17 protein-coding genes are annotated in these 21,497 nt (G+C 67.7%); 6 read left to right on the forward strand and 11 right to left on the reverse strand.

Features of this window, described 5'->3' with window-relative positions; genetic code table 11:
* Positions 1-75: 75 nt before the first annotated feature.
* Together Pla123a_RS24200 and pckA are read right to left on the reverse strand one after the other, a co-directional pair.
* On the reverse strand, positions 76-795 hold the full coding sequence (locus Pla123a_RS24200; RefSeq protein ID WP_146591900.1) for a Yip1 family protein: 720 nt from the start codon (positions 793-795) through the stop codon (positions 76-78).
* Between the two features lie 149 nt (positions 796-944).
* Entirely contained in the window at positions 945-2,543 is a 1,599-nt protein-coding gene (gene pckA, locus Pla123a_RS24205) for a phosphoenolpyruvate carboxykinase (ATP) (RefSeq protein WP_146591902.1), read from the reverse strand.
* Between the two features lie 235 nt (positions 2,544-2,778).
* Here pckA and Pla123a_RS24210 point away from each other — a divergent pair, with 235 nt between their 5' ends.
* Entirely contained in the window at positions 2,779-4,047 is a 1,269-nt protein-coding gene (locus Pla123a_RS24210; protein ID WP_146591904.1) for a valine--pyruvate transaminase, read from the forward strand.
* A gap of 291 nt (positions 4,048-4,338) precedes the next feature.
* On the opposite strand, the gene clpX is transcribed toward Pla123a_RS24210, so the two are convergent.
* Together clpX and Pla123a_RS24220 are read right to left on the reverse strand one after the other, a co-directional pair.
* On the reverse strand, positions 4,339-5,619 hold the full coding sequence (gene clpX / locus Pla123a_RS24215) for an ATP-dependent Clp protease ATP-binding subunit ClpX (RefSeq protein WP_146591906.1): 1,281 nt from the start codon (positions 5,617-5,619) through the stop codon (positions 4,339-4,341).
* Between the two features lie 368 nt (positions 5,620-5,987).
* Complete coding sequence (locus Pla123a_RS24220; protein WP_146591908.1) at positions 5,988-6,338, reverse strand: hypothetical protein; 351 nt, start codon at positions 6,336-6,338, stop codon at positions 5,988-5,990.
* Between the two features lie 374 nt (positions 6,339-6,712).
* Between Pla123a_RS24220 and Pla123a_RS24225 the strand changes: the two genes are divergently transcribed.
* The 3 genes from Pla123a_RS24225 to Pla123a_RS24235 all read left to right on the forward strand — a co-directional run bounded on the left by Pla123a_RS24225 (position 6,713) and on the right by Pla123a_RS24235 (position 11,314).
* Complete coding sequence (locus Pla123a_RS24225; RefSeq protein ID WP_146591910.1) at positions 6,713-8,467, forward strand: hypothetical protein; 1,755 nt, start codon at positions 6,713-6,715, stop codon at positions 8,465-8,467.
* Between the two features lie 100 nt (positions 8,468-8,567).
* The gene (gene holA / locus Pla123a_RS24230) at positions 8,568-9,650 is read left to right on the forward strand and encodes a DNA polymerase III subunit delta (RefSeq protein ID WP_197528263.1); all 1,083 of its coding nucleotides are present in this window, start codon (positions 8,568-8,570) and stop codon (positions 9,648-9,650) included.
* A gap of 137 nt (positions 9,651-9,787) precedes the next feature.
* Positions 9,788-11,314, forward strand: coding sequence for a hypothetical protein (locus tag Pla123a_RS24235; protein ID WP_146591914.1), 1,527 nt, complete (start codon positions 9,788-9,790; stop codon positions 11,312-11,314).
* A gap of 45 nt (positions 11,315-11,359) precedes the next feature.
* On the opposite strand, the gene Pla123a_RS24240 is transcribed toward Pla123a_RS24235, so the two are convergent.
* Together Pla123a_RS24240 and ccoS are read right to left on the reverse strand one after the other, a co-directional pair.
* Entirely contained in the window at positions 11,360-11,542 is a 183-nt protein-coding gene (locus tag Pla123a_RS24240) for a hypothetical protein (protein WP_146591916.1), read from the reverse strand.
* A gap of 30 nt (positions 11,543-11,572) precedes the next feature.
* Positions 11,573-11,734, reverse strand: coding sequence for a cbb3-type cytochrome oxidase assembly protein CcoS (gene ccoS, locus Pla123a_RS24245; RefSeq protein ID WP_146591918.1), 162 nt, complete (start codon positions 11,732-11,734; stop codon positions 11,573-11,575).
* 553 nt (positions 11,735-12,287) lie between these two features.
* Between ccoS and Pla123a_RS24250 the strand changes: the two genes are divergently transcribed.
* Both Pla123a_RS24250 and Pla123a_RS24255 read left to right on the forward strand, forming a co-directional pair.
* Positions 12,288-12,923, forward strand: a complete 636-nt coding sequence (locus Pla123a_RS24250) for a DUF998 domain-containing protein (protein WP_146591920.1) — start codon at positions 12,288-12,290, stop codon at positions 12,921-12,923.
* Between the two features lie 262 nt (positions 12,924-13,185).
* The gene (locus Pla123a_RS24255; protein ID WP_146591922.1) at positions 13,186-14,646 is read left to right on the forward strand and encodes a nitronate monooxygenase; all 1,461 of its coding nucleotides are present in this window, start codon (positions 13,186-13,188) and stop codon (positions 14,644-14,646) included.
* A gap of 22 nt (positions 14,647-14,668) precedes the next feature.
* On the opposite strand, the gene Pla123a_RS24260 is transcribed toward Pla123a_RS24255, so the two are convergent.
* The 5 genes from Pla123a_RS24260 to Pla123a_RS24280 form a co-directional block, all read right to left on the reverse strand.
* Positions 14,669-15,091 (reverse strand): RrF2 family transcriptional regulator, encoded by a 423-nt coding sequence (locus Pla123a_RS24260; RefSeq protein WP_146591924.1) that lies wholly within the window; start codon positions 15,089-15,091, stop codon positions 14,669-14,671.
* 270 nt (positions 15,092-15,361) lie between these two features.
* Complete coding sequence (locus tag Pla123a_RS24265) at positions 15,362-16,087, reverse strand: PEP-CTERM sorting domain-containing protein (protein ID WP_197528264.1); 726 nt, start codon at positions 16,085-16,087, stop codon at positions 15,362-15,364.
* Positions 16,088-16,663: 576 nt separating this feature from the next.
* A complete protein-coding gene (locus tag Pla123a_RS24270; RefSeq protein WP_146591929.1) occupies positions 16,664-17,950 on the reverse strand; it encodes a glycosyltransferase family 4 protein in 1,287 nt (428 codons plus the stop codon).
* A 92-nt stretch (positions 17,951-18,042) separates the two neighbouring features.
* Positions 18,043-18,933: an HAD family hydrolase gene (locus Pla123a_RS24275; RefSeq protein ID WP_146591931.1), complete on the reverse strand. Its 891-nt coding sequence runs from the start codon at positions 18,931-18,933 to the stop codon at positions 18,043-18,045.
* Positions 18,930-20,522 carry a glycosyltransferase family 4 protein gene (locus tag Pla123a_RS24280; RefSeq protein WP_146591933.1) on the reverse strand — a complete coding sequence of 531 codons (1,593 nt, stop codon included), beginning with the start codon at positions 20,520-20,522 and terminating at the stop codon, positions 18,930-18,932. Before Pla123a_RS24280 ends, Pla123a_RS24275 begins: the two co-directional genes overlap by 4 nt.
* Positions 20,523-21,497 lie beyond the last annotated feature (975 nt).

Genomic DNA, 21,497 nt, shown 5'->3' on the forward strand with positions numbered 1-21,497 from the left:
CGAAGCCGGCCGCTGAGCGGAGCCCCCACCGAGCAGCCCACGGCGCCAGCCGTGGGACCGTGCACCGAGCCAGCTCTACATGCTGAAGGCCGCGCCGCCGACTACAAACAAGAACACGATCACCATCATCGGCACAGCCACCAGCAACCCCGCCAGAATCATCGCCCCCAGACCCCTCCAGGCCGAGAACCGATTGACCTCACCGAGGCACTTGCACAACGTCACGAAAGTCCAGATTGCCAGCACCCCTTCGGTGACTTGCCTGATGGCGACCAGGCCTTGCACGCGATCGGGACCAACTTGAAAGACGAGCAGCAGCGCCAGCAGGGTGATCGGCATGGCGAACAGGCTAGGCGTCGTTCCCCACGCGTAGGCGGCGCGGGTTTCGACCAGGTTGGCCCGGCCGCCAATCCAGTGAGCGGTGATTCTCATCAGCCACGCATTGAACAGCCAGAACAGCGGCATGAAGACCAGCCCACCAATAACGGCTCCCACCGTCGTGCCGACAGAGAAGCCGCTGATCGCCTGCAGCTGCGGGTCGGTTGCCGAGTCGGCGGCCCCGCTTAGCCCGGTTGAGAGTCCGGTCATCAGCACAATCGGCAGCACCATGTACCGCGGGTCCGTTTCGACAATCTGCCGGACCGTCGCCCTCGGCTGCGTCCAGATGCTGACCCACGGGTTGAGCGTCCGGCCGGTGAGCGTCGGGTCGAACGGCCGCTCGGGGTCCTCCGCCAGCGGCGCGGCGTATGGGTTGCTCGGCGGGACTTCCCGGATGTACGGGTCTTCTGAGTTCATCGGGAACCGGGGGCGGGGAGGAGGCGGGCGTCGGTGGCCCAATCTAAAGGACGCCGCCACCAGAAGAAAGCTCGCCGCGGCGCATAAAAAACCGAGCCCCGCAAGCGGGGCTCGGCGAATGCTGCACTAGGTTTGTGGCCGCGGGGGCTCTAGACCGTCGCCGGCACCTTCGGGCCCGCTTCGACAACCGCGTTGTCAACGCCACCGGCGTACTTCTTGAAGTTCTCGACGAACAGGCCGGCGAGCTTGGCCGCGGTCTTCTCGTAGGAGTTCTCGCTGGCCCACGCGTTCTTCGGCACCAGGATCTCGTCCGGCACGTTGGGGACGCTGGTCACGACCTCGAGCCCAAAGATCGGGTCGATCTCGGTCGGGGCGTCCTTGATCACGCCGGAGTGGATGGCGTCGACGATCGCCCGGGTGTAGGCGAGCTTCATCCGCTTGCCCGTGCCATAGGCCCCGCCGGCCCAGCCGGTGTTGACCAGCCAGACATTGGCGTTGTGCTTCTTCATCTTGTCGGCCAGGAGCTCGGCGTACTTGCCGGGCTGCCAGACCAGGAACGGGCCGCCGAAGCAGGGCGAGAAGGTCGCCTCGGGCTCGGTGACGCCGACCTCGGTGCCGGCCACCTTGGCGGTGTAGCCGCTGATGAAGTGGTACATGGCGGCCTCCGGGGTCAGCTTGCTGACCGGCGGCAGCACGCCGAACGCGTCGCACGTCAGGAAGATCACGTCGGTCGGGTGCCCGGCCACGCACGGGATCTTCGCGTTGTGGATGAACTCGATCGGGTACGCGCCACGGGTGTTCTGCGTGATCGAGGTGTCGTGGAAGTCGACGTGGTGGGTGTCCTCGTCGTACACGACGTTCTCGAGCACGCTGCCGAACCGCAGGGCCTGGAAGATGTCGGGCTCGCTCTCGGGGGTCAGGTCGATCGCCTTGGCGTAGCAACCACCCTCGATGTTGAAGACGCCGTCGTCGTTCCAGCAGTGCTCGTCGTCGCCGATGAGCCGCCGCTTGGGGTCTGCCGACAGGGTCGTCTTGCCCGTGCCGGACAAGCCGAACAGCAGCGACGACTGCTCGCTGTCCTTGGCGGCCGTGGCCGAGCAGTGCATCGACAGCACGTCCTGGGCGGGCATGAAGTAGTTCATCATCGTGAACACGCCCTTCTTCATCTCGCCGGCGTACTCGGAGCCGAGGATCACCATCTGGCGGCTCTCTAGGTTCACGTCGACGCTGGTCTTGCTGGTCATGCCGCGGGTGTGCTTGTTGGCCGGGAACGCGCCGGCGTTGTAGATCACCACATCGGGCTCGCCGAACTCGGCCAGATCTTCGGCCGAGGGGCGGATCAGCATCGTGTGCATGAACAACGCGTGGTAGGGCCGTTCGCAGATGACGCGAACCTTCAGCCGCGTGGTGGGGTCCCACCCGGCAAACGCGTCGACCACGTACAGCGAGTCACGCGTGTTGAGGTAGTCCTGGGCGCGCTCGAGGTTGGTCTCGAACGTGTCGAGGTCGATCGGCACGTTGATCGAGCCCCACCAGACCTGGTCCTTCGAGGGGGCCTGCTCGACGACACGCTTGTCTTTCGGGCTCCGTCCGGTCTTGGCGCCCGAGTAGGCGACCAGGGCGCCACGGTCGGAGATCACCGAATCGGGCTCGCGACGCAGGGCCTCCTGGTACAGAACGGCCGGCGAAAGATTCCGCTTGACGTTCTGGACGGTGATCCCGTGTTGACTGATGTCGAAGTTTTCCATTGCAGTTTCTCCCTCATAAACCAATGTGTGACGGGGCCGAAGCGGGGCGACTGGCCCGTGGGCCTCTACGATCGGGCCGCAACGATTGGGCCGTAACTGTGCGGAACCGACACGTCCTCTTGTGCGGTCCTGCCCGCCTGGGCGGCTGCTTACCCGGCGATTACCATCTTCCCTAGAGGATTTAGGGCGCGTGAGCGACGGGCCTAACAACCGTGAATGTAACAAAGCGAATGACATGCCGTTAAGGATCTCCGAAGCAGGAAATCGACTTTCAACCGCCACCGGCATCTACGAGCTGATGGACGACCTGGGCCACGCCATGACCGGCCCCGGCGCCGGCAAGATGCGGATGCTGGGGGGAGGCGCCCCCGCCGCCATCCCCGCGGCCCAGGAAGTCTGGCGGCGGCGGCTCGCCGAGCTGCTCGCCGACCCGGACCAGGTCGATCAGGTGTTGGGCGTCTACGACGCGCCGGCCGGCAGCCCCGCCTTCCGCAAGAGTGTTGCGGACTGCTTCCGGCGTGAGCTCGGCTGGGACATCACCGAACAGAACGTCGCGGTCACGGCGGGCGGCCAGGCGGCGTTCTTCCAGCTGTTCACCCTGCTGGGCGACGCTACCCAGCCGATCGCGCTGCCGATTTCGCCCGAGTACATCGGCTACGCCGACCAGGGGACCCAGCCCGGGCTGTTCCGCTCGCACCGCCCCAAGATCGAGGAGATCGGCCCGCACGACTTCAAGTACCACGTCGACTTCGAGAACCTCGACCTCAGCGGCGCGGGCGCCGTCTGCGTGAGCCGGCCCACCAACCCCAGCGGCAACGTGCTGTCCGACCACGAGCTGGCCCGGCTGACCCAGCTCGCCAAGGCCGAGGGCTGCCCGCTGATTGTCGACAACGCCTACGGCCAGCCCTTCCCGGGCGCGATCTTCACCCAGGCGAGCCCGCCGCCGTGGGACCACGACACGATTCTGGTCTACAGCCTGTCGAAGCTCGGCCTGCCCGGCACGCGGACCGGGGTTGTGATCGCGAGCGAGGAGATCGCCCGCCGAGTCGCCGCGATGACCGCCGTCGTGGGCCTGGCCAACAACAACACGGGCCAGGCAATCGTCGGCCCGCTGCTCGACTCCGGCGAGGCGCTCACGCTCAGCCGCGACGTGATCAAGCCGTTCTACCAGGAGCGGGCCAAGCTGGCCCGCGAGATCCTGGCCGAGGCGTTCGGCGACGCGTTCCCGTACCGCGTGCACCTGACCGAGGGGGCGTTCTTCCTGTGGCTCTGGCTCCCCGAACTACCGATCGGTTCCCGCGAGCTGTACGAGCGGCTCAAGCGGCGCGACGTGCTGGTCGTTCCTGGCGACTACTTCTTCTACGGGCTGCCGGAAGGCGACAGCAGCTCTAACGAGTGGCCCCACCGCCGCCAGTGCCTGCGGCTGACGTTCTCGCAGAGCGAACAGACCGTCCGCGAGGCGCTGGAGATTATGGCCGAGGAGCTGAGAGCCCTGCACGGCTAACACAGCCAACTCGGGAGCCGCTGGTTGGCGCCGGTGTTGAAAAGACCGTCGGCAATGAGCCAACGCAAAAGCCCACGGCTCCCGCCGTGGGCTGCTCGGTATCGCTGCTGAGTGGTGACTGGGCCGCGGCTGAAAATCAAACGGGCCCGGGCGACGCTTCCCAATGATGCGTGCCGCCCGGACCCGGTTTTTCCGGGCGACTTAACCCCCGGCGGCGGCAGCGTCTAGCGCCCCCGCCCCGGGTTTGAACGTCGCCCAGGAATTTGATCTCAGGTTGTCAGTCGTGCGCTGCTAGGCGCTCTTGGCCGGCTCGGTGTCGGCGAACAGCTTCGACCGGCCCTCGACGACGTCGTCGGTGACCAGGTAGTTGCTGCCGCGCGGCTGGTCCGGCAGGTCGAACATGATGTCGAGCATCACGCTCTCGATGATCGACCGCAGGCCGCGGGCGCCTGTCTCACGCGAGTGGGCGCGGCGGGCGATGGCCCGGAGCGCTTCGTCGGTGAACTTGAGGTCGGCCTCTTCCATCGAGAACAGGTGCTGGTACTGCTTGGTCAACGCGTTGCGGGGCTCGGTGAGGATCTGCACGAGGGCGTCCTCGGTGAGCGGCCGCAGCGAGCTGACAACCGGCAGCCGGCCCACGAGCTCGGGGATCAGGCCGAATTCGACCAGGTCGTCCGCGGTGACTTCGGCCAGTGCTTCCGTCAGACTCATTTCATCGGTCTGCGCGTGGTCCTGGCTGAAGCCAATCGAGCGCTTGTCCAGGCGTTTGCGAACCACGTCCTCGACGCCGGCGAAGGTGCCGCCGCAGATGAACAGGATGTTCGACGTGTCGATCTGGATGTACTGCTGCTCGGGGTGCTTGCGGCCGCCCTGCGGGGGCACGTTGGCCGTGGTGCCCTCGAGCATCTTCAGCAGCGCCTGCTGAACGCCCTCGCCCGAGACGTCCCGCGTGATGCTGACGTTCTGGCTGGTCTTGCCGATCTTGTCGATCTCGTCGATGTAGAGGATGCCACGCTGGGCGGCCTCGACGTCGAAGTCGGCGGCGTGCAGCAGCTTCAGCAGCAGGTTCTCGACGTCCTCGCCGACGTAGCCGGCCTCGGTCAGGGTCGTGGCGTCGCCGATGGCGAACGGCACGTTGAGGCTGCGGGCGAGCGACTTGGCCAGCAGGGTCTTGCCGCAGCCGGTGGGGCCGACCAGCAGGATGTTGGACTTGTCGATCTCGACCTCGTGCTCGTCCTCGGCCGCCATCAGCCGCTTGTAGTGGCTGTGCACGGCGACCGCCAGAACCCGCTTGGCGGACTCTTGGCCGATGACGTAGTGGTCGAGCTCCGCGACAATCTCACGCGGCGTGGGGACCTTGGAGAATAGCTGCTTGCTCGCGCCGCGCCGCTTCCGCTCCTGATCCAGGATCGACTGGCACAGCTCGATGCACTCGCCGCAGATGTAGACGTCGCCCGGACCTTCCACCAGCGGCCCGACGTCGCGGTAGCTCTTGCGACAGAATGAGCAGAACGCGTTCTTCTTCGAAGTTCCGCCCCGGCGGGCGCCGGTTACTTCTCGTCCAGAGGGCATAAACAACTCCTTTTCCCCGTTACTGCGTATGGCGCGGCCGGTGTGGCCGACGCGCTCCGCGGTTTATCCTGTGGTGCCGCTCGATGTCCGCATCTCGGCAGACACTGTTTGGGCGTCCGACGCCGCGGCCTGGGACCCCTCCGCCGTCTAGCGGGATGGGTCGTTGGGCTTCTTGCGTCCGTTCGCCAAAGCTTTGTCTACCGAGCCGCGACCACACGTCAGGCGGGGCTTCCTTGTCCACGCACTCTTTCGAGCAGTGTTCGCATCTCGGTACGCATCGCTGACCGAATCCGTTCATCGGCTGGGGTGAGTTTCTTTCGCCACAGCGCTTTGCTAGCAACGCAAGGGCTCGCCAGGCGAACCCACCGTCACAGGGCGCCGTGGCCCGCATCACCCGCAGCAGACGAACGGGACAGGTCTCTCTTCGCTTCGGCCAGCAGGGCTTCCATGGTGAGCGGCAGGTCCTCGACCCGCACGCCGCCCTCGAGTTGCCCCGCTAGCGTCGTCTTAATGGTTCGGTATTCCTCGTCGCTTAGCCCACCTTGGGAGTGCAGTTCCCTGAAGTTCGTGAGCATGTCGCTGGCGGTTGGGGTGTCTTCAGCCTCAACATCGCGCAATCTTTTCATCAGCCAAAACAGGCCGCCAGCCGCAGCAAGCACGACCGCAAACAAGAGCGCCGCTTCCGTCACCGGATGAATCGCCATGATCGAATCAAGCACCGTGTCGGACCGCGGCGGGACCATCGGGGATCAACGCCGGGGTCGTGTTGTTCGCATCGCCCCTGGTGGGAGACTCCCTGGACGGGTCCGTGGGTGAGCCCGCCGCGCAGCCGGTCGCCAAGGGGGAGTGTCCGCCGCGTGGCCCACCCCCCGCAATTATGCCGCTGTCGCTGGCCGTAGTCCAGAAAATGCCGCTAGCAGCGTCGTGACCCGGGTATTTTACCCGCCCCTCCTGGATCGCCAAATCGCAATAATTCCGCTGTTTCGGCTCAGGTCCCCGCCAGCCCCGGCCCGCAACCGATAGGACCGGTGGAGGACCGCCGCGCGCGCACCTTATTCCCTAGCCCGTCTGCCGCGGTCCTCCGGAGAACCCCATGACCCGGAAGACCACCCCTACCCGCCGCGGGCCGATACTCTGGCGTCTGCTGACGCTCGTGGCGGTGCTGCTCGCCGCGCCGCGGCCCGCCGCGGCCCAGGGGGCAGGGGAAACGGTCGTGTGGGGGCAGGACGTTTTTGTCATCCCTTATAAGTGGTCGGGCGGCTCGGACCGCGGCTCGGTGCGGGAGGTGGTGCTGTACCTCTCGGAGAACCACGGCGGCGACTGGAAGGAGGTCACCCGCGCCCGGCCCGACGTGCAGTCCTTCATGTACCGCGCGCCGGCCGATGGCGAGTTCTGGTTCGCGATCCGCACTATCGACAACGCCGGCGGCAAGTGGCCCGCCGGTCCGATGCAGCCCGAATTGCGGGTGGTGGTGGACACTCAGCTCCCCAAGGTTCAGATCACGCGGGCCACGCTTACGCCCGAGGGCGGGCTGAGCGTCGAGGCCAACGCCGCCGATCCGCAGCTCGACCCCAACGGGGCGACGATCTCCTACCAGCACCCGGCTACCGGCGCGTGGGTCGATGTGCCGGCGACTGTTGCGCCAGGATTTGCCGGCGCGGCGACCCTCCGCGGCAACGCGGTGCTGCCGCCTGGCACGCGCGGCGTGATGGTGCGTGTCTCGGTGAAAGACAAGGCGGGCAACCCAGCCAACGCCGGCGTGATGGCCACCGCGCCGTACGAGGCGTACCGCGGGGCGCCGGCGTTCGCGGCTTCGACCACAATCGACGGGCGGGGAGGTTGGTCGTCGGCCCCCACGGCGGGCGGCTACAGTGGAGCGGGGCCTTCGATGGGCGCTGCGACGAATGCGCCCGGCCTGCCAGCGGACCCCTTCACCAGCAGCACCGCGTTCGCCCCGGCACCGCCGCCGACCGAGTTCGGCGGCCCGACCGCGCCGCCGACCCAGCCGGCGCCCGCTGCGCAGGTCTGGCGGCCCGACAACACGCCACTGCCAAGCGTCGCCGCGAGCCCGCTGGCGAACGCCCCACCGACGCAGGTCTCCGCGACGCCGTCGACGCTTCCCAACACCCTGCCTTCAAACACCGGGCCTCCCAACACCATGCACTACGCGTCGAGCACGCCGCCGCAGCAACTGCCGGTCGCAGGCGGGGCTCCGACCGGGCCGCCGCGGCTGGTGGTCAACTCCGACCGCTTCGAACTCCAGTACGACCTGCACTCGGTAGGACGCTGGGGCGTGTCGAAGGTGGAGGTGTGGGGCACCGAGGACCGCGGCGCCACCTGGCGGAGGTTCGCGATCGACTCCGACCAGCGCAGCCCGGTGGACGTCCAGGCGCCGGCCGATGGCGTGTACGGATTTGCCATCATCGTGCAGAGCGTCGGCGGGCTTGAACGCCAGCCCCCGCAGGCGGGCGACCAGCCGGACGTGTACGTCGAGGTCGACCGGTCTCGGCCGACCGCCGCGATCACCAGCGCCGTGCAGCCCGATGGCTACTTCGCCGACCACCTGAACCTGGCGTGGCAGGCCGGCGACGCCAACCTGGCCGAGCGGCCGATCTCGCTGCTGTACGCCGCCCAGCCGAGCGGGCCGTGGCTGCCGATCGCCTCGAACCTGCCCAACAGCGGGCGGTACTCCTGGCGGTTGCAGCGGCACCTGCCGGACCGGCTGTTTGTGCGGATCGAGGCCCGCGACACCGCCGGCAACATCGGCGTGGACCAGACGCCACAGCCGGTCGAGATCCGTCTAAGCGAGTCGTCGGGCCGGATCCACCACGCCCGGCCGCTTCACTAGCCGCCCGCGGGCGCGGTAGACTCGCCCCGCAGGGCCCATGGCGGTCCCCTCTCCCCGGATCCCCGCAGCAGGCGGCCCAAGACACGGCCCGGTTGGTTCCTTGGCAAAAAACTCCTCGGCGGTGATCGCGCTCGACTACTTGCTCGCCCCCGAGGCGAGCGAGCTGGGCTCGCTGGTGGTGGTCGCGGGCGACGAGCCGTTTCTCAAACGCGAGGTGATGCAGTCGGTCCGCGGGCGGTTGTCCGCCGACAACGAGCTGGCGTGCAGCGTCTTCGCCGGCCGCGAGTGCGACTGGCGGGACGTTTCCGATTCGCTCACCAGCGTCTCGTTGTTTGGCGGCGCGTCGGCCGCCGTGGTCGAGGACGCCGACACATTTGTCACCCGCTACCGGCCCCAGCTCGAGGACTACGCCGCCAAGGAGAAGCACCCCGGCACGCTGGTGCTCGACGTCAAGCAGTGGCCCGGCAACACCCGGTTGGCGAAGGCCCACGCCGGCAAGGGCGCCCTTATCAAGTGCCAGATCCCCGACCGGGGCGCCGAGCTTGGCGCCTTCCAGCGGTCGGCCAAGAAGTGGCTCGCCCAGCGGGCCGAGAGCACGCACGAGGCGTCGATCGACGCCGGCGCCCTCGACGCGTTGTTCGACCTGCTGCCGTTGAGCCTTGGCGTGATGGACCAGGAGGTGAGCAAGCTGGCCCTGCTCGCCAGCGAGACCAAACGGATCGACGCCGCCCTCGTGCGCGCGCACGTAGGCGGCTGGCGGACCCGCAAGACCTGGGACATGATCGACGCCATCGCCGACGGCGACGCCCGGGGAGCCATCGAGCAGCTCGACCGCCTGCTCCGCGCAGGCGAGCAGCCGATCGGGCTGATGGCCCAGGTCGGGTCCTCGCTGCGGAAGTTCTCGGCGGCGGCTTGCCTGATCGAGCAGGCCGAGGCCGCCGGCCGCCGCACCTCGCTCCGCGACGCGCTCGAGCGGGCCGGCATCATGCGGTTCAAGCTCACCGACGCCGAGCGGCAGTTGAAGCAGATCGGCCGTGGCCGCGCGGCCCAGCTCGACCAGTGGCTGCTCGACTCCGACCTGGCGCTCAAGGGGCACAACAGCACCGCGAACCGCGCCCGCACCGAGCTCGAGCGGCTGATTGTCCGGCTGAGCAAGGCGGCCGACGAGCGCCGCGCCGGTTGAGCCCACTCGCCAGCGGTGCTGGCGCCCGCATCTCGCTGCGGCGCTGGGCGGCAACTGACGTTGCCCGCCGGTCAACGTTGCCTTAACATCCGCGGCCCGTGCTATCAGCCAACCGCGTCTGTTTGGTCTTGCTTCCCATGCCCCGTACCCGCCTGCTCACGTTCGTCTGCCTGTGCCTTGTGATGGGCGCGGGCTGCCAGTCGTCGCTCAAGTCGGTTGCGCGGGCCACCACAGGCCGCCTGGACCCGCCGAACATCGCCGGCCGCGCGCCGACGCCCGAGGCGCCGCCCGCCGGCCCGACGCCGCTCGTCGAGCCGACCCGCGAGGAGGCCTTTGCCTCGGTGCTGGGGGACCTGCAGGAGATCGGCCGCACCCACCCGGAGGCCCAGCGGCAGCTAGTCGCTCAGCTGGACAAGTCCGACCCGGCCCACTGGGACGGCCTCGTGCAGCGGATGAAGTCGGGCCTCGAGTACCGCCAGGAGCTCGCCGGCGAGTCGGCAACGTCGAGCGTGATGCAGACGTCGTCGCAGTCGCCCGCCGCTGCGGGGCAGCACTCGACCACCAACTACGCTTCGCACACGTCGGCCCCGCTGCCTCAGCAGCCCTCGACCTGGCCCGCCACGCCGCAGCTTCCCGGCGCCGCCCCCAGCAACGCCGCCGGCGTGATTCAGCCCGCCAGCCAGATCATCAACAACCCTTACATGCCCGCCGCTACGCAGCCGGCCGCGGGGCAGGGCGCCGAGTCGCGGCGGTTTGACCCGGAACTGACGCAGACCGCCGCCAGCGGCGCGATGTACCAGCAGGGCACCGCCGAGCACCGCTCGGCCCCCTACCCAGTAACCACCCCCTCAACCGCCGCCGCCCAGCCGGTGAGCTTCGCGGCGAGCGCCAGCCAGCCGCCGGCGTCGGACGCCGCGGCCGAGCCGAACACACCCGCCGAGCCAACGACGCCCGCTTCCTGGGACGAGTCGCTGCAGGCGTCAATCGACCAACTGAAAGCCGAACTGCACGACCGCCCCCAGAGCATCGACGAGGCCTACCAGCACGTCCGCCTGCGGCTGCTGCAGCTCGCCGCCGGCAACCCCGACGACGCGGCCTCCGCGGCCCCCGGGCTGACCGCCACCGAGCAGCAGTACTGGTCGCACCAGATGCTGACCATCAGCACGCTGCTCGACAACGAATCGCAGCCGGAGGTCCGCCGCCGCGCCGCGGCCGGCGGCCTGCACCTGCAGCACGCCGTGACCGCCCTCGAGCAGCTCGGCAGCCTGACCGTGGGCCACCTGCGGTTCTGCAAGGAGGTCTACGGTTTCGGGGCCTACGAGCCGCTCAAGCAGGCACGCTTCAAGCCGGGCGAGGAGGTCAAGGTCTATGCCGAGGTCGCCAACTTCAAGACCGTCACCACCGCCGAGGGCGAGCACACGTCGCTCGCCACGAGCTACCGCGTGCTCGACCAGCACGGCTCCCGCGTCGACGGGGGCGAGGTGCCGGTGGTCAACGACTACTGCGCGTCGCGTCGCCGCGACTTCCACATCCAGTACGGCATTACGCTGCCCCGCGCGATCTACCCCGGTGAATACGTGCTCGAGCTGACGCTCACCGACCAGCTCGGCGACAAGATCGGCCACGGCACGATCGACTTCACCATCGGCGCCGACGGCCAGTAGTCCGCACAACCAGCGGGTCGATCGCGAGGTCGGCTACGGCTAAGGTTACGGCTGCTGGGGCTCGTCGTTTTTCGCGTCGCCCTTGTCGTACTCGTCGGTCAGAACCGATGGGCAGACCTCTTTCTCCCCGCACTGGTCGCACACGATGTGGATCAGGTCGGGGCCGCTGAGCCGGAGGTGGTTGACCTCGCAGAGCTTGTAGAGCTCACGCAGGTGGGAGCAGGGCATGGGGTGTTTTCCTTGCGGCTTTGCGAGCCGCTATGAACGGCCGATGCGGGCGTCTTCGTCGTCCTCAAGCAGTCGTGCGGCCTCGCTGTCGAGGTCGTCGAGCTGCCCGTCTCGGACGGCCCAGCAGAACGCCACGACGCCCACACCCGCCAGCAGCAGGGCGACCGGCAGCATGATGTAAACGACCGACATACGTCATCGAGTGAAGGGGAATAAGGGCTAAACGACGCCCCCGATTGTAGCATTCTCGGCCCTGACTCACCTACTCGTTTGCACAACCGCGCGGCAGACTTTTGTCCCCAATTCCGACTTCGATTGATAGGGATAGAAGTCGCGGCCCATCGCCGGCCCCGAGGGCCGCTTGACGCTGCTATAGCAGCCTCTGCCAGATCAGCCTTGCGGTTTGGTCGAGGACTTTCGTCCCCTTCTGCTCGTCTGTGCGGACAAAACGGCGCTGCGGCGCTCGCCACTTGCCCGGATCCGCCGCAGAGGAGCTCCGCGCTACGACTTGATGTTGACCTCCATTGGACCGCGCGTAACCGCCGATTGCCACAACGAAATGTCCAGAAAAGCGGGCCCGTACTCCCACGACGGCCCCGCGGCGACCATTGCCGCTCGACACGCCACCCGGCGTCCGCCTCGCGGCGACGGTTCATGCCCCATCGATTGCCCCGCGCGGTCCCCTTTGCTAGCCTGCCTGCGACGGCGCCCCTAAAAGCAACCCCGCACCCCGCCCAGGCAGACAATGCAATCGGACGAAATACAGCCGAAGGTGTGGGTCGCTTGGTTCTCCGTCGGCTGCATCGCGGCGGCGACGGTGCTGACGTTCGTCGGCTCGTGGCTCACACCCGACGCGAACATGGTGGCCAGCACCATCAGCGACGTCGCCGCGGGGCCGTACGACTGGGTGCAAGACAGCGGCTTCTACATCCTCTCGGCGGGCCTGTTGGCGCTGGCGTACGGCATGTACAACCTGCACACCCAGCGCTGGCACTGGCTGGCGGCGATCGCCACGCTGCCGATCATGGCCGTCGCGGTCACCGTGATGGGGTTCTACCAAGAGTACGGCGACGGCGATCACGAGTCGGGCGAGATCCACATCTATCTGGTGTACGCGTTTGGGTTCGCGTTCTTGGCGCTGCTGCTGTTGTCGATCCCCCACCTGATGACCCACAACAGCTGGTGGCGACCGCTCAACCTGTGGTGGCTGGCCCTCTGGATCGCGGGCGCCGTCTACTACTTCAATATGGGCACCGGCTACGACGGCCTGGTCGAGCGCGCCCTGGGGTTTGCCTACCTCGCCTGGATGTTCCTGCTGGCGTGGCGGTTGGCGATTGAGGGCGGTTCCCCATGGGGCAAGACGGCAGCGACCACCGAGTAGCCATCGCCCGCTCCGCGCTTGCCCGGCCGGGCCCTCACGCACATGCGCCAAACTCGCTTTCCCGGGCGCCGCAGAGAGTCCCCAGGCAGAACAGCCACCCGCGGGTCGCGAGCGCGGCCGCTTGTCGGCGGACCCGCAATCTATACAATTGAGTGTAGATTTAGTCGCACAATGGAATGCGACACCCGGCCGGAGTCGCCCTGCCTGTGGGCCGCTTGCGAAGGGCACATGGGCGAGTGACAGCTCGAGTTTAGGAACGACTATGAAACCGCGAGAACGCCGCGACCCGGTCATCATTCAAGGCGGCATGGGGGTCGCTGTTTCGAGTTGGCGGCTCGCCCGTGCGGTCGCCGAGGCCGGGCAACTGGGGGTCGTGTCGGGCACGGCGCTCGACACCGTGATGGTCCGCCGGCTGCAGCTCGGTGACCCCGGCGGCCACGTCCGCCGGGCGCTCGCGGAGTTCCCCTACCCGGCGATGGCGAGGAAAGTCCTCGACCGCTGCTACGTCGAGGGCGGCTTGGCCAACGGTGCGCCCTTCGTGCGGACCACGGTGCTGCCGCACGAGCCGTCCCAAGACGAGCTCGAGCTAGTGGTGGTCGGCAACTTTGTCGAGGTCTTCCTCGCCAAAGAGGACCACGACGGCCTCGTCGGCGTCAACTACCTCGAGAAGATCCAGACGCCGACGCTCGCCTCGCTGTTCGGCGTCATGCTGGCCGGCGTCGACTACGTGCTGATGGGCGCCGGCATCCCGCGGCTGATCCCCGGCATACTCGACAGCCTGCGGGATGGGCGGCCGGTCGAGCTGCCGCTGCAGGTCGACGGCGCCCAGGACGGCGACGAGTTCGTCTGCCGTTTCGACCCAATGAGCTTCGGCGGCGGGCAGATCCCGTGGCTGAACCGCCCCAAGTTCTTGGCGATCGTCTCGTCGGCGCCGCTCGCGACGATGCTCTGCCGCAAGTCGAATGGCGAGGTCGACGGCTTTGTCATCGAGGGCCCAACCGCCGGTGGCCACAACGCGCCGCCGCGCGGCAGGGCGTCGCTCAACGAACGCGGCGAGCCGATCTACGGCCCGCGCGACGCCGTCGACCTGAAGGCGATCGCCGCCCTCGGCCTGCCGTTCTGGCTGGCCGGCTCCTACGGCTCGCCCGACGGCGTAAAGCGGGCGCTCGAGCTGGGCGCCAGCGGCGTGCAGGTCGGCACGGCGTTCGCCTACTGCCGCGAGTCGGGCTTCCTCGACGTGATCCGCCACGACGTGATCGAGGCGTCTCGCCGCGGCGAGACCGACCTCGTGACCGACCCACTCGCCTCGCCGACCGGGTTCCCGATCAAGGTGCTGCAGGTTGAGGGCTCGATGTCGGACGAAGCCCTGTGCGAGCAACGCAACCGCGTGTGCGACCTCGGCTACCTGCGGCACGCCTACCGCAAGGAGGACGGCACGCTCGGCTGGCGTTGCCCCGGCGAGCCGGTCCCGGCGTACCTCAAGAAGGGGGGCCGGCAGGAAGAGACCGTCGGCCGCAAGTGCGTCTGCAACGGGCTGCTGGCGTGCGTCGGCCTGGAGCAGCGGCGCGGCGGCGGGCGGCACGAGCTGCCGCTCGTGACCAGCGGCGCCGACGTCGCCCACGTCGACCAGTTCCTCCGCGCGGACAAGTCGAGCTACTCGGCCGCCGACGTGATCGAGAATCTGCTAACCGGCGTGCGGGCGGAGCCGCTGCAACCGGCCTGAGCGGCAGGGGACAACCTCCGCCTCAGTCGACCTCGCACAGCGGCACGATCGGGCCGGACGAATCAATCAGCTGCTCGATCGTCACCCCGCCCAGCGACGCCTCGATCGCGGCGTAGGTCCTGTCGAGCTCGGTGTGCAGCGGGCAGAGCTTCTTGTGCGTGGTGAGCCCCAGCGGGCACTTGGTAATCCGCTCGACCGGCGCGACCGAGTTAACTACGTCCAGCATGGTCAGCGTCTCGGTAGGGCGGGCGAGCTCGTACCCGCCGCCGGGCCCCGGCCGCGACCGGGCGATGCCACACGCGCACAGGTCCTGCAGCACCCGCGTCAGGTACCGGCGGGGCACCTTGGTCTGCCCCGCCAGCGCGTCCGCCGACAGCGGCGCGTCCGGCGAGTTCCCCATGCAGGCCACGGCGCGGAGGGCGTATTCAGCGGTCTTGGAGAGCATCGCGGGCGGGAGGGGGGACGGTGGCAGCGTGAGAGCGTGGAAGCACGAACCGTGATTCTACACCATCGTGTGTCGCTGCCTGCAGTTGGGCGCCGCGTATTGCCTTTGCTGGCGTCTTAGTGGGTTGCCGAGATCGACTCGCCGCCGGTAGTCGTTCCGCAGCGGCCAGATTTCATGCTCGCCCGCGGCGGCGGGTGAACCTACCAAAGGTTGCGGCCGAAAAAGCATGCCTACACCCGCTGTCGGGTGCAGGCATGGCATGGCGTCCGACTATCGAATGCGACGCAGGGCGATTCCGACCATCCCTGTGAGGCCAAGCAAAGCAAACGTAGTAGGCTCTGGAACGATCGCGTCGGCGTTTGTCATGACCGACGGGTAGAACTCGGTAGCGATGGGGGACGCGTCTTCGTTGTAAAAGAGCACAGTATCGGCTGAATCGGTATCGCCAACCGCCGTAAGTAGGAACGTCATCAGGTTGTTGGAGTCCGCCTGCACAAATGCCGTCACGGCCGGGCCGAAGAAGTCGACTACGTCACCGGAACTGCCAACCGGGAAGGCAACCTGGCCCAGGAACACCAGCGCGGCGTCGTCCACCAGGTTGTCGGTCAGGTCGTCGGTCACGTAGGAGACCGTCGAGTAGGCGTCGGTCTGTACGATGTCTTCGCCGGTAGCACCATCGGGTACGCCCCACAGCTGGATGCTCTCGAGGGCATCGAAGTTGTTGCCTGCGGCGGTGCGTTCGATGTCGAATCGGACAGAAGCTTGCATCACCGGATCGCTGAACGCGTAGCCGCTGAACTGGGCGACGCCAATGCGGTCGGTGCCGACCTCACCAGCCGAGTTTTTTACGAGGATGCGGTTCTCGGTAGTGGTGTCGGAGCGTACCAGCGTCCAATCGTCGCCGTCGTCGAGAGTCGTGATGACCTCGGCCCGTGCTGTGCCGCCAATCGCCGTCAGTGCCAGCAAGCCGGCAATGGCTGTCAGTGTGTGTCGCATGAAGCTACCCTTCTGAGATCTGAGATGAAGTTTCAAGAGCCAATAAGGAAGACAAGTAGGAGACGCCCAACGTGTGGTCGTGCGCCGCCGTGGGGCTGCCGACCCCATTTGGGATCGCAGCAAGTGGGGGCCTCTACCGCGAACGCGGGATAGAGCTGCCGCCTACCCAGCGATAGCCAATTGACGGAGTAATTCTGTAAAGAACTGACCAAAATCGCCTAAATCACCTGATTTTCGCGGAAATGGGTCCTGTGGCGTACCGAGAACTACCGGCCGCTGACGGACGACACGTCGTTTGCGGCCCGACAGCCGCGTGGCTCTAGACCCCGGCTCCGAACCCGGCCCGGCGACGCGTGCCGGCCTAAGAGTTCGCTTGCCCGGCTACGCCGCGGGCCGCGCGGCATTTCAGCACGTTCACCACCGCGACGGGGGCAGATGGTCGAGGCGACCGGCGACAGTAGCACGACGCACTGCGTCGTGAACTCTTGGCGTTGCCCTCGGTTGGATGCCTGCGCTCTTGGCGGCCTCGCTCGAAGCCGCTTGGAGAGTGGCGCCACCACGGCTGTTCAGAACCGTCTACAGATCATCCATGCCCGTGACATTCGTCACCAGCGCCCGCAGCTTGCGGCGGAGGACGGCGTAGCTGAAGAACCGCTTGCTGAGCTCGTAGTTCTTCTCGACCATCGCCTGGCGGTACTTGCGGTCGTCGATCACGCGGCGGACCTCGTCGACCGTGTCGCGGGTCATGTAGCCGTTCATCGTGATCACCTCAAAGCCGCGGGGCTCGATGTCCGACACGAAGATCGAGTACCGGTTCACCAGCACCGGCTTGCGGTAGTAGAAGGCCTCGATCAGGGCGTTGCCGAAGCCCTCGTACAGGCTCGGGTAGGTGATGAAGTCGGCGTGCAGGTAGGCGTCGGCCAGCAGGTAGACTTTCTCGCCGTTGGCGTTGACGCCGCGCTCCTCGCCGATGCGGTCGGGGATGAACCGCAGGTCGACCCCCTGCTGGTCGGCCATCTCACGCAGGGCGTTAAGGTACTCGTGACCCTCGTCGCCCGATTCGTGGGAAATGACCAGCTTGCACTTGGGGTTGCCGAGCTGCTTGATCAGCGAGATCGCGTGCTCGATGCCCTTACGTGGCACGACGCGGGTCGGCTGCAGGAACAGGATGTCGTCCGGCGCGAGGCCGACCGACTCGCGGAAGTCGCTGTTGAAGTCGTCGAGCCCGGGGGGCGGGGTCTCGAAATCCAGCACGTTGGGCACCAGCACGCTCGACACGCCGCGGCGGTGTGACAGGGCGCGCTGCGCCTCGGAGTTGATCGTGACGTGCTGGATCGACGGGATCGTGCAGGGGAACGCCATCCGCAGGAGGTCGCCCGCGGCGTTCACGGCGAAGCGGTCGCGCTCCCAGTAGAAGTCGTGGTGGTGGGCGATGGTCGGGAAGTTGGTCTCGGCAATGAACGTGCTGATCGCCACGCCCAGCGGGATGTTCATCGGGATGCACAGCGCGTTCTGGACGATCAGGATCTCGATGTCGAAGTGCCGCACAAACTCGTAGATCGACCGCTTGAGGTGCTCGGCCAGGGCGAAGATCCGGCGGGTCACCTCGGGGTCGCGGGTCGAGACGCCGAACACGCGGTCGTTCACCCACTGGATATCGAGGTGCCCGAAGTACGCGTGCGGCACCAGCATGCTGACCGACGGGTCGGTGTCGAGCTTGCCGGCGAACCAGAAGCTGGTGTGGCGGTGGTGCCAGAGCACCTTGGCCCACTTGGCGGCCTCGAGCGAGACGCCGTCGGTCCCCGCGAAGCGGGTCCCGATGAATCCAATCCGGTGACCGGGCGTTATTGATTTGGTGGGCATGGCGGTGCGGGTGGGTCAGGCAGGCGGGATGACGAACAGCCTGCCCTCCGCCAGGGCGACCAGACGCCGGTCTACTCGCAAAATGTACTTCTCTAGGGGCGGTCGGCAAGCGACAAAATCGGCATTATCTGTCGCAGGTCCGTTACAACCGCGTCTGGGCGGCGGTCGCCGACCAACGGATCGCCCTCCCGCAGCCGCAGCGAGCGGGCGTCGCCGGCAAACAGGGCGGTGCGGAAGCCGACCGCCGCCGCGGGCGCGACGTCATTCCGCATGTCGTTGCCGACGTACAGCGTTTCCGCGGGGCGGATTCCCCGCTGGTGGAGCAATTCGGTCGCCCGCTCGTACAGGAACCGGCCCGGCTTGGCCTCGCGGTGCGCGAACGACCAGACACACAGGTCATCGGCGATGCCCAGCACGTCCCACTCTCCGCCGGCCAGCACGGCCAACGCCGGCGGCGTGAAGAACTGGGCGTTGCTGACGACGCCCATCGTGACGCCGGCTTGTTGCAGTGCATTGAGCGTCTCCTCAAGTCCGGGCATCGGCCAGATTGGGTTGACGCGGCACTCATACTCGACCGACAGCCGCTCGATGTCGACCGCACCGGTGTCGATCGTTGGCAGCCCAGTGTTTGGCAGCACGGTGGCGAGCGTCTCGCGCCAGATGTCGCGGATCTCGACCTCGGGGAACTCGCTGGCCGACGCCGCGTGGCTGCGGGCGATGGCGGCGCGGAGCTCTTGGACGATCGCCTCGCCGTCGGCGGGCGGCTCGAGGCCGCAGGCCGCGATCGCCTGGCGGGCGGCCTCGCCGTGCGAGGCGCCGCTCGTCAGCGAGATGTCGCCCGACCCGCTGATCAGCAGCGTGCCGTAGACGTCGAACACGACCGCGCGGACGCCGTCGAGCGTGGGCAGCACCGGCTCGACGCCGGTTGGCTGGGGGGCGAGGGGGTGGCTGAGTTGCTGAATCCGTTCGGCGAGCTGGTTCATGGTTCCAGCCGCACCGGGAACAGGCGGTCGAGCCGCAGGAACGACCGCAGGATGTGCTCGCCGTCGGGGAGCGAGTCGATCCTGTCGCCCCCGGTTTTGTTGTCAGGGGCGTCGGCCCAGATCGCGGTGTAGATCTCCGACAGCCTTCGGCCGACCGCGGCGGGCGAGAACTGCTTGCGGACGCAGGCGGCGTTCTCCGCGACCGGCTGGCCCTCGGCGGCCACGCCTGAGAGGCGGTCGGCGAGCCCGGGGTTGAGCTGCTCCATTTCTTGGCGGGCGGACTCGGGGTTGGCCGTCACGTGGCGGATCACGTCGGCCTGGAACCGGCGGGGCAGGGCGGCGAAGTCGACGTCCGGGCCGTAGGTCCAGCCCTCGGTCGGGTTTTCGGGGACCGGGGCGCCAAAGTCGCGGCACGCCCAGCTGTGCAGGTCGAGCACCTCTTCGCGGGCGGCGTCGAGGTCGATCCAGCCGCCGGGGACCAGCAGCCGGTCGGTCAAACCGCCGAGCCGAAGTCCGTGCTCGGTGAAGTCGGACGTGATGCGTCCCAGGTTGCGGCCGATCAGCGGGCGGTCGACCAGCCACGCCTCGAGGAACACCATGCCGAACCCCTCGGCGACGCTGGTCGTGATGATGGCGTCGCTGGCGGCCAGTGCGTCGTAGAACTCGACGTCCCGGCCCTGGCGGGAGAGCGGGTCGCCGATGCCGAGCAGGCAGGGCAGCTGGAGCTCCTCGGCCAGCTCGCACCAGTCGTCGTACGAGATCCGCTCCGCCGGGTTGACCGGCGCCAGCGTTAGCGCGTGGCACACGCCCGGGCCGGCCAGCGCGCTGTACAGCAGCAGCTCGCCGACGTTCTTGCGGCGGATGCCCCGCACCGGGTAGACCACCAGCCGCGTGTCCTCGGAGATGCCGAGCTGGCGGCAGACCCGCGGGCGGGCCTCGTCGCGGGGCGGCAGGCCGTGGAACTCGATCACCGGGTTGGACAGCAGGTGCAGCCGCTCCGGGTCGACCCCGGCGCCGAGCAGGATCTTGTGGTCGCGGCCGTTGAGCGTGGCGTAGTGCATGCCGGACGCGGATGGGTACAGCCGCTCGGCCAGCTCGGCCGGGCTCTGCGACCCGGTCGCCCGCATCAGGTGGCGGTAGTTGGACGGGCGGAAGTCCTCGGCAAAGTCGTGCAGCTGCAGCAACTGCCGGTACCCGCGCTGCGCCAACAGCCGCAGCGCGTCCGGCAGCGAGGCGTTCTTGCCGAGCGCGAAGTTGTGCGAGTGCAGCAGCGTGTCGTCGGGCGTGAAGCCGACGCCCCGCAGCACCCCGTCGACCGCGTCGGCGAGCCCGGGACCGTCGCAGTGGATGGCGTCGTCGTACTCGAGCTCTTGGGCCGCTAGCAGCCGGACCGGGAACGGGGGCTCGCCCTCCCACTCGCTCCGCTTCCACACCGAGGAGGGCCAGTCTTCCTTGCGCCCGCTGTACAGCAGGGCCACCTCGTCCGGCCGCTGCCCGTCGGGCAGCGTCGCCAACGCGTGAAGGTGGTTGAGAATCGCCTGGGAAACCCCGCCGCGATTCAAATGGTAGTGGAGGATCGCTAACTTCATGGAGGTCGCAATGGTTGGGCGGCTGTCAGCGTAGCTTAGCAAATCTGGCCGCCGGGCGCCCCGGGGAGGCGGCGATCGGGCCGGCGGGGTTTTGTCCCTCCGTTTGCGAAGGCCAGTGCCGGTCGCGGGGGCGTTTCACGCTGCGATAGCAGTCTCGGCGGGTTCTCGCTGCCGCCTAGGGTTTTGTCCGAATAATCGAGCGGAGGGGACAAAACCCCCGATCGAACCTTTCCCTACAGCCACCTCCCAGCAACCTCCGGCAGCAGGTCCCGCCGCGCCAGCGCGCAGCGGCCCCCAAACTGCCGGCTTCCGTCGGCAGCTAGCGGGTATGCAATCGGGAGCGCGCCAACGAGCACGCCGCCTTGTCCCTCTATTGGACCGCGCTGGGTGGCATTTATCGACAAAGAAGCCGGGATCAGTCCCCTGATTGCGACGCGGTGGTCCCCCACCGCGAGCGGGCCGCGCGGCAGGGATCAGAACCGCCAAGACGCCAAGTCGCCAAGAAGCAGGCGGCGAACCTAAAACGCGCCCCGCGCTGGCAAATTCCCGCCGGTTGCCGGCGCCATTTACAAACCACGACGGCACAACGGCCACGACGCACGCCACGGGGCGCCATCCGTACGTCGTGCTCTTTGTGTCGATGTGGCGCTTGCCAAACCTCTGAGAGGACAAACGGGGGGCAAACGGGGACGGGTCCAATACTGTTCGCGGTCGACCGATTGGCATTGGTCGAGCGCCAAGGCGTGGCGCGACGGGTCGGTAGACCCACTGCCCATCTGTCGGCAGAGCGTCCCGCCGCTGACAGTCACAGACGAATCAGCCGGTCGATCGTTGATGACGCGGCCCGACTGATCTACCGGTGCGTTAAGGCATGCCCACGCGAGCGTGGGCATGGCACCTTACGCCGTTAACCCTCTGAGTTGGTTAGCGGTTTGTACTTGCAGTTTGGTCGCCTTGAGGATTTTGGGCGGTGTG

Source organism: Posidoniimonas polymericola (assembly GCF_007859935.1).
Lineage (GTDB): Bacteria > Planctomycetota > Planctomycetia > Pirellulales > Lacipirellulaceae > Posidoniimonas > Posidoniimonas polymericola.